The sequence below is a fragment of the Flavobacterium geliluteum genome, assembly GCF_017948595.1.
Lineage (GTDB): Bacteria > Bacteroidota > Bacteroidia > Flavobacteriales > Flavobacteriaceae > Flavobacterium > Flavobacterium flavipigmentatum.
The window spans coordinates 20980-35641 of the sequence record NZ_JAGFBV010000019.1; the positions used below are offsets into that span (position 1 = coordinate 20980).

Annotated in this window: 9 protein-coding genes; 3 read left to right on the forward strand and 6 right to left on the reverse strand. The window is 35.3% G+C overall.

What is annotated here, in order from left to right; all coding sequences use genetic code 11:
- Positions 1-9: 9 nt before the first annotated feature.
- Complete coding sequence (locus J3495_RS12390; protein WP_210666867.1) at positions 10-597, forward strand: hypothetical protein; 588 nt, start codon at positions 10-12, stop codon at positions 595-597.
- A 77-nt stretch (positions 598-674) separates the two neighbouring features.
- Here J3495_RS12390 and J3495_RS12395 read toward each other — a convergent pair whose 3' ends face one another.
- From J3495_RS12395 to J3495_RS12415, 5 genes are all read right to left on the reverse strand, one after another.
- Positions 675-1778, reverse strand: a complete 1104-nt coding sequence (locus J3495_RS12395; RefSeq protein ID WP_236025460.1) for a C40 family peptidase — start codon at positions 1776-1778, stop codon at positions 675-677.
- Between the two features lie 469 nt (positions 1779-2247).
- Positions 2248-4512, reverse strand: coding sequence for an aconitate hydratase (locus J3495_RS12400; protein WP_210666869.1), 2265 nt, complete (start codon positions 4510-4512; stop codon positions 2248-2250).
- 129 nt (positions 4513-4641) lie between these two features.
- Positions 4642-7422 carry a bifunctional aconitate hydratase 2/2-methylisocitrate dehydratase gene (locus tag J3495_RS12405; protein ID WP_210666870.1) on the reverse strand — a complete coding sequence of 927 codons (2781 nt, stop codon included), beginning with the start codon at positions 7420-7422 and terminating at the stop codon, positions 4642-4644.
- A gap of 403 nt (positions 7423-7825) precedes the next feature.
- Positions 7826-8779 carry an AAA family ATPase gene (locus tag J3495_RS12410; RefSeq protein WP_210666871.1) on the reverse strand — a complete coding sequence of 318 codons (954 nt, stop codon included), beginning with the start codon at positions 8777-8779 and terminating at the stop codon, positions 7826-7828.
- A 78-nt stretch (positions 8780-8857) separates the two neighbouring features.
- Positions 8858-10294 carry a peptidylprolyl isomerase gene (locus tag J3495_RS12415; RefSeq protein WP_210666872.1) on the reverse strand — a complete coding sequence of 479 codons (1437 nt, stop codon included), beginning with the start codon at positions 10292-10294 and terminating at the stop codon, positions 8858-8860.
- Between the two features lie 521 nt (positions 10295-10815).
- On the opposite strand from J3495_RS12415, the gene J3495_RS12420 reads away from it, so the two are divergent.
- Together J3495_RS12420 and J3495_RS12425 are read left to right on the forward strand one after the other, a co-directional pair.
- Entirely contained in the window at positions 10816-12255 is a 1440-nt protein-coding gene (locus J3495_RS12420; protein ID WP_210666873.1) for an alpha-amylase, read from the forward strand.
- Positions 12256-12412: 157 nt separating this feature from the next.
- Positions 12413-14002 (forward strand): peptide chain release factor 3, encoded by a 1590-nt coding sequence (locus tag J3495_RS12425; protein WP_210666874.1) that lies wholly within the window; start codon positions 12413-12415, stop codon positions 14000-14002.
- Between the two features lie 330 nt (positions 14003-14332).
- Here J3495_RS12425 and J3495_RS12430 read toward each other — a convergent pair whose 3' ends face one another.
- Entirely contained in the window at positions 14333-14644 is a 312-nt protein-coding gene (locus J3495_RS12430; protein ID WP_210666875.1) for a DUF3467 domain-containing protein, read from the reverse strand.
- Positions 14645-14662 lie beyond the last annotated feature (18 nt).

A 14662-nucleotide genomic window follows, 5' to 3' on the forward strand; every position in this document is an offset into this window, starting at 1 on the left:
ATGATCAACATGAAAAAAACACTCTTTACAGTACTGATTTTGGTAACAAGTGCAGTGGTAACCGCTCAGGAATACAAAAAAGCTATCGAAAAAAGTTTTACCGAATACCTCAACGCGATTGCAAATAAGGAATTTGAAAAATCATTGGACTTTGTGGTACCTGAGTTTTTTGACATTTATCCCAAAGGGCAAATGATAGCGGTTATGGAGCAAACCTTTAATAATCCTGCCATTAAATTCGAACTTAGAGATCCTAAAATACTAAAGATTAACGATGCTAAGAAAATCGAAAATAAGTATTATTCGCTGCTGTCATATTCGCATCAAATGAATATGAAAGTAAATGAGGGCGCAGAACAGTCGGAAGAAGAAAAAAAAGCACAAAACAGCTTAATTGCCACTTCGCTAAAAGAAGAATTTGGTGAAGGAAATGTAAAATACAATGATACAACTGGTTTTTTTGAGATTCAGATCGAAAAACAAGTCTATACTATCTCGAAAAATGGCCAAACCGACTGGAAATTTCTGGTTATTGAGAAAAAACAAAAAGCCTTTTTAGAAAAATTATTACCTAAAGAATTGCTTGACACGATTTAAATTTTAAAAACAATCTAATAGTTTTTCACACAACATTCCATTAGAAATTAAAGAAAAATAATGCTTAATATCTTAAGCTATTGCAATACGCGGTTTACCTGCGAAAAGTTTCTTTGGTAATACCCTTCTTTAGTCGACGAAATCATGACGCCACCGTGAGTGGATGCGTGTACAAATTTTATTTCGTCTTCCAGAACTTCGATCACCATACCTACGTGGTTAATTTGGCGTCTTCCGTTGGTTTTAAAGAATATTAGATCGCCTTTTTGAGCTTGCTCCGGTTCTATTTTTAAACCTATTCGCGACTGCTCTATAGAAGTTCGTGGTAATTTGATATCAAAATTGCCAAACGTACTGCACATTAATCCAGAGCAATCAAAACCCGCTTTTGAGGTGCCACCTGAACGATAACGAACGCCAATATTATCGGTTGCCTGACCTACCAATTGCTCTATTAATTCGGAGCTGTTTGAAAATTTATAAACGGTTGTAGAATCTGAATTTATTTCTGCAGTCTGAGCGATTTCAACTGGTTTGTTTAGAGTGTTTTTTATTTCTTCAGCAGGTTTTGAAGCATTGAAAACATCTGCTTTTTCTTTTGAAGTTTTAATTTTTAAGATGTAACCTACCGGCAATTTCGCCTTTATTTCAGGGTTTTGCTTTTCTAATTCGGCAACTGTAATACCAAATTCTTTGGCAATTTTGTATTTTGTTTCTTTTGGCAACACTTCTCTGGAAACCTCAACATCTTCTGTCTGAGGCTGTATTTTTGTTTTTAAATCGTCTGCATACGTTGTTGGTTTGTCTGAAATTACAACCGCATTTGATGGAATGTTGATTTGCTGTCCCGGTTTTAGACCTTCTGTTTCTATGATTGGATTTGCCTTTTTTAAATCATCAACTGCTACTTTGTATTTTTTGGATATTCCCCAGAGTGTTTCTTTTGCTAAAACCTCATGTGTAGATGGGTTGACTACGGGAATAACGTTTTCTCTTGTGGGAGTCAAAACAGTTTGTTGCGTAGTAGGAATTAGTAAAACCGAATGTAATTTCAGAATTTTTGGGCTATTGGGATTTGCCTCAATAATTGCTTTTGGTTTTACACCATATTTTTTTGCAATTATTGTGATATTTTCACCTTTTGAAACAGTATGCTTTGTAAAATTTTCTTGTGAAAACATACTAAAGCTGATAAGAAACAACGTGACGACTAACCTAAAAATCATTATTTGGGGACTTTTTATTCTACTTTTAATTTTTGTTACACCTTTTTAAAACTCCAAAAAGAGTAACTATATTACTTGTAAAGCGAATTTAACTTTTTAAACTAAAAAAACCGATTTTTTTAACAACTTTTTGTTCCAAAATTGCTGTAATCGGAATTATCGGACTTAAATTTAGAGGGGTATTTTTACAAATAACAAGATTTCTTGCTCTACTCAACCTAAAAAAAGGGTACAGTTCGTTTTTTGTAAATCTTATAGCCTCGGATGTCTGCTGAAAAACAAAAGCCTAGCCCAGATAGAAGGGAAAATCCTTTTTTATTGTTTTTTCTACAATAAAAAAGATTGGAATGATAGCTGGAAATAGCTTCTAATACAAAACGCCCTGTTTTCACAGAGCGTTTTGAGTATCATTGGATCTTAAAAATTAAGCTTTTCCAGCAGCTATTAGGTTTAATGCTGAACCTGCAACGAACCAGCCAATTTGACCTGCGTTGTAAGTATGGTTGGCCAAAATAATGTCTTTAGTACCATTTGCATGAACAAATTCTAACGACAACGGTTTTCCGGGAGCAAAATCTACTAAATCGATGAAGTTGATCGTGTCATCTTCCTGAATTTTATCGTAATCTGTTTCGTTAGCGAAAGTCAGTCCTAAAAGGCCTTGTTTTTTAAGGTTGGTTTCGTGTATACGAGCAAAAGATTTTACCAATACCGCTTTTACGCCCAAGAAACGAGGCTCCATTGCAGCGTGCTCACGAGAAGAACCTTCACCATAGTTATGATCTCCCACAACAATAGATGGCACTCCAGCCGCTTTGTACGCGCGAGCTACCGCAGGAACGGCATCGTAAGAACCTGTTAATTGATTTTTTACCGCATTTGTTTTTTGGTTGAATGCGTTTACAGCACCAATCAGCATATTATTTGAAATATTATCTAAATGCCCGCGGAAACGCAACCATGGTCCAGCCATAGAAATGTGATCTGTGGTACATTTTCCGAAAGCTTTGATTAATAATTTGGCACCTGTAATGTTTTTGCCATCCCAAGCATCAAACGGAGCCAATAATTGCAAACGCTCAGATGTTGGACTTACTGCAACCTGAACTCCTGAACCATCTTCGGCCGGGGCTTGAAAACCAGGGTCTTCTGCGTAAAAACCTTTTGATGGTAATTCGTCACCTGTTGGAGCATCAAGCATTACTTCTTCTCCATCTTCGTTGATTAAGGTATCTGTCAACGGATTGAAACCTAAATCTCCTGCGATTGCCATAGCGGTAACCAATTCTGGAGAACCTACAAACGCCAAAGTATTTGGGTTACCGTCTGCACGTTTTGAGAAGTTACGGTTGAAAGAGTGCACAATTGTATTTCTTTCTTCTTTTTCTGCACCTTCTCTATCCCACATACCAATACATGGTCCGCAGGCATTTGCAAAAACGGTTGCACCAATTTTATCAAAAGTATCAATAAAACCATCTCTCTCGATAGTAGAACGTACTACTTCTGAGCCCGGAGTAATCGTAAACTCCGATTTTATTTTTAAGTTTTTAGCCGTCACTTGTTTTGCTAATGAAGCTGCACGAGCAATATCTTCGTAAGAAGAGTTGGTACATGAACCTATTAGACCAACCTGAATTTGTAATGGCCAGTTATTTTTGATCGCTTCTTCTTTCATTTTAGAAATTGGAGTAGCCAAATCTGGTGTGAAAGGACCATTTAAGTGTGGCTCTAATTCGGATAAATTAATTTCGATAACCTGATCAAAATAGTGTTCCGGATTCGCATATACTTCAGGGTCACCTGTTAAATAAGAGGCTACTTTGTCTGCAGCGTCGGCAACATCTGCTCTATTGGTAGAACGTAGGTAACGACTCATAGAATCATCGTAACCAAAAGTTGAAGTTGTAGCTCCAATTTCGGCACCCATATTACAAATAGTTCCTTTACCCGTACAAGACATCGCAGTTGCGCCTTCGCCAAAATATTCGACAATCGCGCCAGTACCGCCTTTTACAGTTAAGATACCAGCTACTTTAAGGATAACATCTTTAGGAGCAGTCCAACCTGATAATTTACCCGTTAATTTTACTCCAATTAATTTAGGGAATTTCAATTCCCAAGCCATACCAGACATAACATCTACTGCATCAGCTCCACCAACACCAATAGCAACCATTCCTAAACCACCTGCATTTACAGTGTGAGAATCGGTACCAATCATCATTCCGCCTGGGAAAGCATAATTTTCAAGTACTACTTGGTGAATAATTCCAGCTCCTGGTTTCCAGAAACCAATTCCGTATTTATTAGAAACTGAAGAAAGAAAATCAAATACCTCGTTGCTTTGTGTTTTTGCTCTGGCCAAATCGGTTGCAGCATCAACTTTTGCCTGAATCAGGTGATCACAGTGGACTGTTGTTGGAACTGCAACTGTTTTCTTTCCGGCGTGCATAAATTGAAGTAATGCCATTTGAGCCGTTGCATCCTGACAGGCTACACGATCCGGTGCAAAATCAACATAATCAATACCTCGGCCAAACGCCTGTGTTGGGTTTCCATCCCAAAGGTGATTGTACAAAATTTTCTCTGTTAAAGTAAGTGGACGACCAACTATCTCTCGTGCTTTATCAACACGACCAGGCATGTTGGCATACACTTTTTTAATCATTTCTATATCAAAAGCCATAAGATTTATGTAATTGTTTTTTATTATTTTTTTTAATCACCACAAGATACAAAAAAATAGAGAAGCTATTAAAAAAAAGCCCAAGTTTATCACTTGGGCTTTTGAATTATAATTTGACTAATGCTGTACTTATTTTACAAGTAACTTGTGAGAAGGTGCAAACTTAGTTAAGTTAATACCTTCTACCGCAGCCACATATTCGTTAATTGTAGGTGTTCTGCCCAATATTGTAGAAAGTACAACAACCGGTGTAGACGAAAGCAATGATTCTCCTTTTTTACTTGCAGAATCTTCTACAACTCTTCCTTGGAAAAGACGTGTTGAAGTTGCCATTACTGTATCCCCTTTTGCTGCTTTTTCCTGATTACCCATACAAAGGTTACATCCCGGACGCTCTAAGTATAACATGTTTTCGTATTCTGTACGTGCTGCACCTTTAGGCAAGCTATCATCAAACTCGAAACCAGAATATTTTTGTAAAACTTCCCAATCACCTTCAGCTTTGAGCTCATCTACAATATTATAAGTAGGAGGTGCCACAACAAGAGGTGCTTTAAACGCTACTTTACCTTGTTGCGCTTCTATATTTTTAAGCATTTGAGCCAAAATTTTCATATCGCCTTTGTGAACCATACAAGAACCAATAAATCCAAGATCTACTTTTTTGTCTCCTCCATAAAAGGATAACGGTCTAATGGTATCGTGTGTGTATCGTTTAGAAACATCATTGTTATTTACGTCTGGATCTGCAATCATCGGCTCTGCAATTAGATCAAGATCTACCACAACTTCGGCAAAATATTTAGCATTTGCATCTGGAGTTAAGGCTGGTTTCTCACCTGATTTAATCTCTGCAATTCTCTTATCTGCTTTGTTAATCAATCCTTGTAGAACATGTTTATCATTGTCCATACCTTTATCAATCATGATCTTGATTCGACCTTTTGCAATCTCTAACGATTCCACTAAAGTATCATCTTCAGAAATACAGATAGAAGCTTTTGCTTTCATTTCTGCCGTCCAGTCGGTAAATGTGAAGGCTTGGTCGGCGGTAAGAGTTCCTAAGTGAACCTCAATAATGCGGCCTTGGAATACATTCTCCCCTCCAAATTGATGAAGCATCTGAGCTTGTGTAGCATGAACCACATCACGGAAGTCCATGTAACTTTTCATTTCTCCTTTGAATGTTACCTTAACAGATTCAGGAATCGGCATAGAAGCTTCTCCAGTAGCAAGAGCAAGAGCCACTGTTCCTGAGTCAGCACCAAAAGCAACACCTTTAGACATTCTGGTATGAGAGTCACCACCAATGATGATGGCCCACTCGTCTATTGTAATATCGTTAAGTACCTTGTGAATTACATCGGTCATAGCGTGATAAACACCTTTTGGGTCACGAGCGGTAATTAAACCGAAGTCGTTCATAAATTTCATCAATTTTGGAATATTTGCTTGCGCTTTTTTATCCCAAACCGAAGCAGTGTGACAACCTGATTGGTAGGCACCATCAACTATTGGCGAAATTACTGTAGCAGCCATAGACTCTAACTCCTGAGCAGTCATAAGGCCTGTAGTATCTTGTGAACCTACAATATTAACTTCTACACGAACATCAGATCCAGCGTGTAACACTTTACCTTGCGTAATACCCACAGCATTTTTGTTGAAGATTTTTTCTACTGCTGTCAGACCTTGTCCTTCGATAGAAACCTCTTTTGATGGAGCAAATACGGTAGGAGTATCGATACCTAGAAGTTTACATGCAAATGTTTGTATTTTTTTACCAAAAACAATCGCATAAGAACCACCAGCCTTGATAAATTCCATTTTCTGAGGCGTGAATGCCTTAGAAATATCTATTAGCTCCTGATCGCCATTATAAAGTTTTTTCTTTTTGGTATTGATTATAAGAACAGTTCCTGTTGTAACAGAATAGGTTTCTTCTAGAATAGGATCACCACTTTCATTACGAATAGGATTTCCTTCTGCATCTAATTTTTTAACCCAATTTTTAAGGTCAATACCTATTCCACCCGTAACATCAACAGTGGTAAGGAAGATTGGAGAAATACCGTTTGTGCCCCCAACAATTGGCGCAATATTTACAAACGGAATATAAGGACTTGCTTTTTTACCTGTCCAAAGCGCCACGTTGTTTACTCCTGACATTCTTGATGATCCAACACCCATGGTGCCTCTCTCTGCAATTAACATCACACTTTTATCAGGATGTTGTGCTTGAAGTGCTTTAATTTCGTCTTGAGCTTCAGGTGTAATCATACATTTGCCATGCAGTTCACGATCTGATCTTGAGTGAGCCTGATTACCCGGAGACAGTAAATCTGTAGAAATATCTCCCACACCTGCAATAAATGTAACTACCTTAATTTCTTCTGCTACATCCGGTAATTTGGTAAAGAACTCAGCTTGTGCATAACTTTCAATAATTTCTCTGGCGATTGCATTACCACTTTCAAATGCTTCTTTAAGGCGATCTGTATCTGCATCATAAAGATAAACTTGTGTTTTTAGCACTTTTGCCGCTTCTTTCGCAATAGCGATATCATTGCCTAAAGCTAGATCAAGCAATACCTCTATAGAAGGACCACCTTTCATGTGCGATAATAATTCAAACGCAAAAGCAGGAGTAATTTCTTTTACTACCGATTCGCCAAGAATAATTTCCTTTAAAAATTTAGCTTTTTCACCAGCAGCACTTGTCGTTCCTGGTATCGTGTTATAAATAAAAAACTGAAGAGAATCTTCTCTGTATTCATTATTCACATCTTTAATTTGAGCAATAATTACACTTAACAATTCGGCACCATCAATTGGTTTCGGGTTAAGTCCTTGTTCTTTTCGCTCTTCAATTTCTTTAATATAATCTTTGTAAATAGTATCAAAAGCCATAGTAAATAGGTGTTTTTATTTTTTTGTTCGCAAATTTAGGAATTAAACCCGACAATTAAAAAGAATATAACAGAACCGAGCTTTTCAAAAATTATTATTATAAAAAAATGAATTTGACTGCGCAATATTACCAAAACCTCAAATTTGTATTAAAAAAATGAATTATTACTAATTTAAAATCTTTTAATTAATAAAGTCGGAATTACAAGTTTCTACTGAAGTAAGAATTTACCCCTATTTACACAAAGAACCTTTCTAAATAATAATTTACAACGTTATAGTTACTCCAAAATCGACTCTTTTTTGCTTTTTACTTAAAATAAACAAAACTGTTTGTACATAAAAAAAACCTAACAAAAATTTAAAATCTGTTAGGTTCTTTTACAATTATTGATAAGTTATTTTACAGCAACTTCTGAATAATAATTTCTTCCGTAATTCCTTCGGCATCTGCTTTGTAGTTCTTAATAATTCTGTGACGCAAAATTCCGGTTGCTACTGCTTTTACATCTTCAATATCCGGCGAGAACTTACCATTAAACGCTGCATGTGCTTTTGCTGCTAAAATCAAGTTTTGAGAAGCTCTTGGCCCTGCTCCCCAATCAAGGTAGTTTTTTACAAATTCATTTGATAATGCATTATCAGGACGTGTTTTGCTAACTAAAGTCACCGCATATTCAATAACATTATCTGCCACAGGAATTCTGCGGATTAAGTGTTGAAAATCGATAATTTCCTGCGCTGTAAACAACGGATTGATCGTCATTTTTATATCCGAAGTAGTTTGTTTTACGACCTGAACTTCTTCCTGAAAAGTAGGATATTCTAATTTTACAGCAAACATAAAACGGTCTAATTGAGCTTCCGGCAAAGGATAAGTTCCTTCTTGCTCAATTGGGTTTTGAGTTGCCAAAACAAAATACGGCAAATCAAGTTTATGATTTTCTCCCGCAATTGTCACCGAACGTTCCTGCATCGCTTCAAGTAAAGCTGCCTGCGTTTTAGGAGGCGTTCTATTGATTTCATCGGCTAGGATGATATTCGAAAAAATAGGTCCTTTTATGAATTTAAACTGGCGATTTTCATCTAAAATTTCACTTCCTAAAATATCCGAAGGCATTAAATCCGGCGTAAACTGAATTCTTTTAAAATCTAATCCCAAAGCCTGAGACAAGGTGTTTATCATTAAAGTTTTGGCCAAGCCCGGCACTCCTATCAAAAGAGCGTGTCCTCCGGAAAAGATACATAGTAGAATTTGATCTACCACTGCGTCCTGGCCTACAATAATTTTAGCTATTTCAGTTTTTAATTCGTTTCGCTTTTGTACTAAATTATGAATTGCTGCTACGTCAGACATTTAAGTATGTTTTAAAATTAAAAAAGAGTTAGCGCTATGAAATCATAAAACTAACTCTTTTTATTTATTTTATAAAAATTATTTTTTCAACCAATTGTTTGTAAAATTACAGGTTTTATATTCGGCGATGATTTTGATATAAGTATCTTTAATTTTATCATCAAACCATTTTCCAATGGCTTTAATTTGCTTTTCTTTTAAGGCCAACTCTTTAATTTTAGTATAATCTTTAGCATAATCAGCTGTATGTTGATCTATTCTATTAGTAACGGTAATCAGTTTATATGTTTTTTTTTCTTTTTCATCTGTATCTAAAATTGGTTGAGAAATCTCATCATCTTTTAAATTTGAAATTTGATTGTACAATGTAGGATCCATTTTGGTCAACTCAAAACGTGTATCTTGTGTATTTGGGTTGATTAATGTTCCTCCGTTGGCTCTTGTTTCTTTTTCGTCAGATTCTGTTCTGGCAGCGTCAGCAAAAGTAATTTGTTTGCTTTCTATTTTTGATCTGATGTTGGTAATTCTTTCTTTTGCTTCTTTCAACGCTTCCTCATTTACTTTGGGAGAAATTAAAATGTGGCGCAATTCTACCTCTTGTCCTTTTATCTTTTCTACTACAATAATATGATATCCGAAAATGGTTTCAAATGGTTCCGAAATCTCACCTTCCGCCAGACTAAAAGCAACATCTTTAAATTCTTTTACAAAAGGAGTTTTACGGTTCATTTTATAAAAACCTCCATTTGGGAGAGAAGCTTTATCTTGTGAATACAAAACCGCTTTGGTAGCAAAACTCGCTCCATCTAAAACATCCTTTCGCATAGCATTCAGTTTGTCAATAACTTTCTGCTTATCCTCTTTAGATACTTTTGGCTCAACCACAATCTGAGCTACTTCCATTTCGGCACCAAATGTTGGCAATTCTTCTTTTGGAATACTTTTAAAGAAATTACGAACTTCCTCAGGTGTAATTTCTACTGCACCAATGATTTTGTCCCTCATTTCTGAAGCTAATTTTTGTTCTTTTAAAATATCTGAAAAATACGTTTTAAATTCTTCTACCGAATTTTTTTTGTAAAATGCTACAATTTTATTGATGTCTCCACCCGCTTGCTGCATCATATAATTCAGCCTTTCGTCCATCATACCTCTAATCTCGGCATCACTCACTACGATACTATCCTGAATAGCCTGATGCGCATACAATTTATCTTCCAATAACTTGCCTAGCATCTGGCATCTTGTAATATCTTTTACAGAACCTCCCTGAGAACTGATTTCTAAAAATCCTTTGTCAATATCAGAATCCAAAACAATATAATCTCCAACTGTAGCAATAATACCGTCAATTTTTTGCCTTTGCCCTGAAGGAATTTCAACAGGTACTTGAGCCACAACAGAATCTTTGATGATCTCCTGAGCAGAAATAATTGAGTTGAAAAAAAGTAAAAAACATATTGTTAGTACAAACTTGTAATCAATAGTTTTTAGCTGTAGTTTTTTTGATAACATTATTTTAAATTTAATTTGAATGTAAAGTCCTTATGATGAGCCAAATTGATTTTTATTTTATGAATGTAAACAAACTTCTTTTTTTTGACTTATTGCGAACAAAAATAACAATTCAAACACATAATACAACAATCCAGAATAGTATTAACAAAAAATTATATAGAAGTAAGCAAATTCAACAATCTGCAAAGGCTTTAATTGTAAAAACTTCGGGAATTTATCTAAAATCTATCTTATTTTCTGCAAAATAAATTATCATTTATCTCTTTCATAAAATCAAATAATCTCTATTTGATAATCTATTGGCTTTTCATTAAAAATAAAAAACTTTTCAACACTACAACGTTTTCGTAACGAAAATATTTTCTTACAATTAATACAAATTAAAAAATTAACTACTTTAGTTTTTGATTTGTGATTTATATATCAAAATAATGATTATTCATCATTTTTAAGAAACGATAATTATCAAAATCATAATTCAGCCATTAATACCTTTACTAACTTAACCAAACATTATTATGAAAAAACCAAATTTTAGATTTTTTGTATTCGGCGCAGCTCTTGCATTTTTCTATTCGTGCGAAACCAATGAAAGTACAGATATTGACACCAAAGCTCAAAGCGAACAATTTGAAGTTATCAATGTTACCACACATGATGGTCAACCATTTAGCACCGGAAAAAAATCGTCATCAACAGGCAAATATGTAGCCAATCCTGGTGGCGGCGTTATGATGCAGGCCTTTTATTGGGATGTTCCCGCAGGAGGAAATTGGTGGAATACCGTAAATACCAAACTAACAGACTGGTCAAATGCCGGAATCGGATCTGTATGGTTGCCGCCTGTCTCTAAAGCGCAAAACGGTCCCTTTTCTATGGGTTACGATCCTACCGATTATTTTGATTTTGGAGATTATAATCAAAACGGAACAACAGAAACCCGTTTTGGTTCTAAAACAGAGTTGGTGAGCTTAATTACAAAAGCACACGCTGAAAACATGCAGGTTTATGCAGATATTGTAATCAACCACAACAGTGGCGGACAATCTGAAGCGAATCCTTTTACAGGAACCAATACCTGGACAAATTTTACGGGTATCTCTTCAGGCAAATTCAAACGTTCTGCTGCTAATTTTTATAAAAACAGTTTCGGAAACAATGATGAAGGCTCTTTTGGGGGATTCCCAGATTTATGTCACGCCGATCCTTATGTAAAGGACTGGTTATGGTTAAGAGCGGACGGAGTGGGGAAATATTATAAAAATACCATGAAATTTGATGGCTGGAGATTTGATTACGTAAAAGGTTTTGGGCCGTGGGTTGTAAATGCCTGGAACGCAAATGTAGGCGGATTTTCTGTGGGAGAATATTGGGATGCCAATGTAAACACACTTGAATGGTGGGCTAATAACGCCAATAGTTCGGTATTTGATTTTGCCTGTTACTATAAAATGAATGATGCCTTTGATGGTAACAATTTAAATGTATTGAATGATGACATGATGTGGAAAAGAAATCCTTACAAAGCTGTAACTTTTGTTTCGAACCACGATACTGATGAAATCTCAGGTAAGATGTTGGCCTATGCCTATATTTTGACTCATGAAGGTTATCCGACTATTTTCTACAGAGATTATGAAGAATGGCTGAATAAATCAAAACTAAATAACTTAATCTGGATTCACAACAACAAAGCAACAGGAAATACCTCTATTTTGTATACGGATAATGATGAGTATATCGCAAGAAGAAATGGTTATAACGGAAATCCGGGACTGGTAGTGTACCTAAATAATTCTGACACTTGGCAAGAAAGATGGATTCAGACTAACTGGGCCAATACTCAAATTAAAGATTTTACAGGAAATTCAACTTGGTACCCTACAACTCAGGGAGACAAATGGGTCAAAATTCAATGTCCACCGAGAGGATATTCGGTTTGGTCAATCAATCAATAATTTAAAAAAAACATAATCTAAGGCTGTCCTCAAAAGACAGCCTTATTTTTTTAGCATAAAGGATCATTTGTATAAAACAGGGACCTTTAAATTTAAGAAGTGAATATTTTTATTAGCCCGTAATTAATAGTACTTTTGCAACCTATTGATACAAAATATGAGCTTTTTAAAAGAAATACAACGCAGAAGAACCTTCGGAATTATATCGCATCCAGATGCAGGTAAAACAACATTAACTGAAAAATTGTTGCTTTTTGGAGGAGCGATTCAGGAAGCAGGTGCCGTAAAAAACAATAAAATTAAAAAAGGAGCAACAAGTGACTTTATGGAAATCGAACGCCAAAGAGGTATTTCTGTTTCTACTTCTGTACTTGCTTTTAATTATAAAGAAAAAAAAATCAACATTCTTGATACACCAGGACACAAGGATTTTGCCGAAGATACTTTTAGAACTTTAACCGCTGTAGACAGTGTTATTGTAGTGATTGACGTTGCAAAAGGGGTAGAGGAACAAACTGAAAAATTGGTTGCAGTTTGCAGAATGCGTAATATTCCTATTATCGTTTTCATCAATAAATTGGACCGTGAAGGAAAAGATGCTTTTGACCTTATGGACGAGGTTGAACAAAAACTGGGTCTTACGGTAACTCCTTTGAGTTTCCCAATCGGAATGGGGTATGATTTTCAGGGAATTTACAATTTGTGGGAACAAAACATCAATCTTTTTAGTGGTGACAGCCGCAAAAACATTGAGGAAACAATTGCTTTTTCTGATGTTCAAAGTCCTGAACTGGAAAAAATTATTGGTCAAAAACCAGCGGACAAATTACGAGAAGAATTAGAATTAATTGATGAAGTTTATCCAAAATTTGATCGTCAGGATTATTTAGACGGGAAACTTCAACCTGTGTTTTTTGGTTCTGCTTTGAATAATTTTGGGGTTAGAGAATTATTAGACTGCTTTGTAACGATTGCTCCGTCTCCGAGACCGAAAGATTCTGAAACTCGTCTTGTAGATCCTGCTGAAGAAAAAATGTCTGGATTTGTTTTTAAAATTCATGCTAACATGGATCCAAAACACCGAGACCGTTTGGCTTTTATCAAGATCGTCTCTGGTACTTTTGAAAGAAATAAGCCTTATTATCATGTACGCCAGAAGAAAAACTTAAAATTCTCAAGTCCAAATGCTTTTTTTGCTGAGAAAAAAGAAATAGTTGACATTTCATATCCCGGCGACATTGTTGGGTTACACGATACTGGAAACTTTAAAATTGGTGATACCTTAACTGAAGGAGAAATTATGAGTTTTAAAGGAATTCCGAGTTTCTCACCAGAACATTTTAGATACATTAACAATGCAGACCCTATGAAAGCCAAACAATTGGACAAAGGTGTCGATCAGTTAATGGATGAAGGTGTTGCACAGTTGTTTACCTTAGAAATGAATAATCGTAAAATTATTGGTACAGTTGGTGCTCTACAATACGAGGTGATTCAATATCGATTAGAACATGAATATGGTGCCAAATGTACCTATGAAAACTTCCCTGTTCATAAAGCATGCTGGGTAAAGCCAGACGATGCCAAAAATAATGAGTTTAAAGAGTTTAAACGTATCAAACAAAAATTCTTGGCGCATGATAAATACGGTCAGTTAGTCTTTCTTGCTGATTCTGATTTTACTATTCAAATGACGCAAAGTAAATATCCAACGGTTAAGTTATTTTTTACTTCAGAATTTGAATAAATCTATTTTAAAAGCAAATAAAAAAAGCGCTAATTTTAAAAATTAGCGCTTTTTTTTAATTTGAATCAATAAACCTTACTAAGTCATCATATTTCAAAAATCAATCTTTTTTAGGTTTGTCTAAAGTAGCTCCAAATGCTTGTCTATTAAAATTTATTCGATAAAATGAATTAAAATCGGACTAAGTACATAATATCTCTATTAATTCTCCTTTGGATGCTTTATAAAGCTATTATCAATTAAAAAGAATAGTACCCGCATTTAATTAGAAAGTAAAAACTCATCATTTTATAGACATAAAAAAAGCCCCATTTCTGGAGCTTTTATATTTTATGCTTGTCCTGCCGGACCAAAATTAAGCGGTATTGGCGCCTGTTCCGTTTCTTTGATTTCACCATGGGTGGCTTCAAATCTATGAATATTTTCACCAATTGCTCTTAATAATCTTTTAGCATGTTGTGGCGTCAAGACAATTCTCGATTTCACTTTGGCTTTAGGAGTTCCGGGCATTATATTCACAAAATCTAAAACAAATTCAGAAGATGAATGATTTATAATTGCAAGGTTAGAATAAATTCCTTCTGCAATAGTCTCGTCTAACTCGATATTTATTTGCTCTTGTTGTTGTTTCGGATTACTCATAATTTTATTTTTATTCTA

What these genes read in the sequence shown, in the direction of transcription:
- J3495_RS12390 (WP_210666867.1), top strand. Translation starts at nt 10, where the DNA reads ATGAAAAAAACACTCTTTACAGTACTGATTTTGGTAACAAGTGCAGTG.
- J3495_RS12395 (WP_236025460.1), bottom strand. Translation starts at nt 1,778, where the DNA reads ATGTTTTCACAAGAAAATTTTACAAAGCATACTGTTTCAAAAGGTGAA.
- J3495_RS12400 (WP_210666869.1), bottom strand. Translation starts at nt 4,512, where the DNA reads ATGGCTTTTGATATAGAAATGATTAAAAAAGTGTATGCCAACATGCCT.
- J3495_RS12405 (WP_210666870.1), bottom strand. Translation starts at nt 7,422, where the DNA reads ATGGCTTTTGATACTATTTACAAAGATTATATTAAAGAAATTGAAGAG.
- J3495_RS12410 (WP_210666871.1), bottom strand. Translation starts at nt 8,779, where the DNA reads ATGTCTGACGTAGCAGCAATTCATAATTTAGTACAAAAGCGAAACGAA.
- J3495_RS12415 (WP_210666872.1), bottom strand. Translation starts at nt 10,294, where the DNA reads ATGTTATCAAAAAAACTACAGCTAAAAACTATTGATTACAAGTTTGTA.
- J3495_RS12420 (WP_210666873.1), top strand. Translation starts at nt 10,816, where the DNA reads ATGAAAAAACCAAATTTTAGATTTTTTGTATTCGGCGCAGCTCTTGCA.
- J3495_RS12425 (WP_210666874.1), top strand. Translation starts at nt 12,413, where the DNA reads ATGAGCTTTTTAAAAGAAATACAACGCAGAAGAACCTTCGGAATTATA.
- J3495_RS12430 (WP_210666875.1), bottom strand. Translation starts at nt 14,644, where the DNA reads ATGAGTAATCCGAAACAACAACAAGAGCAAATAAATATCGAGTTAGAC.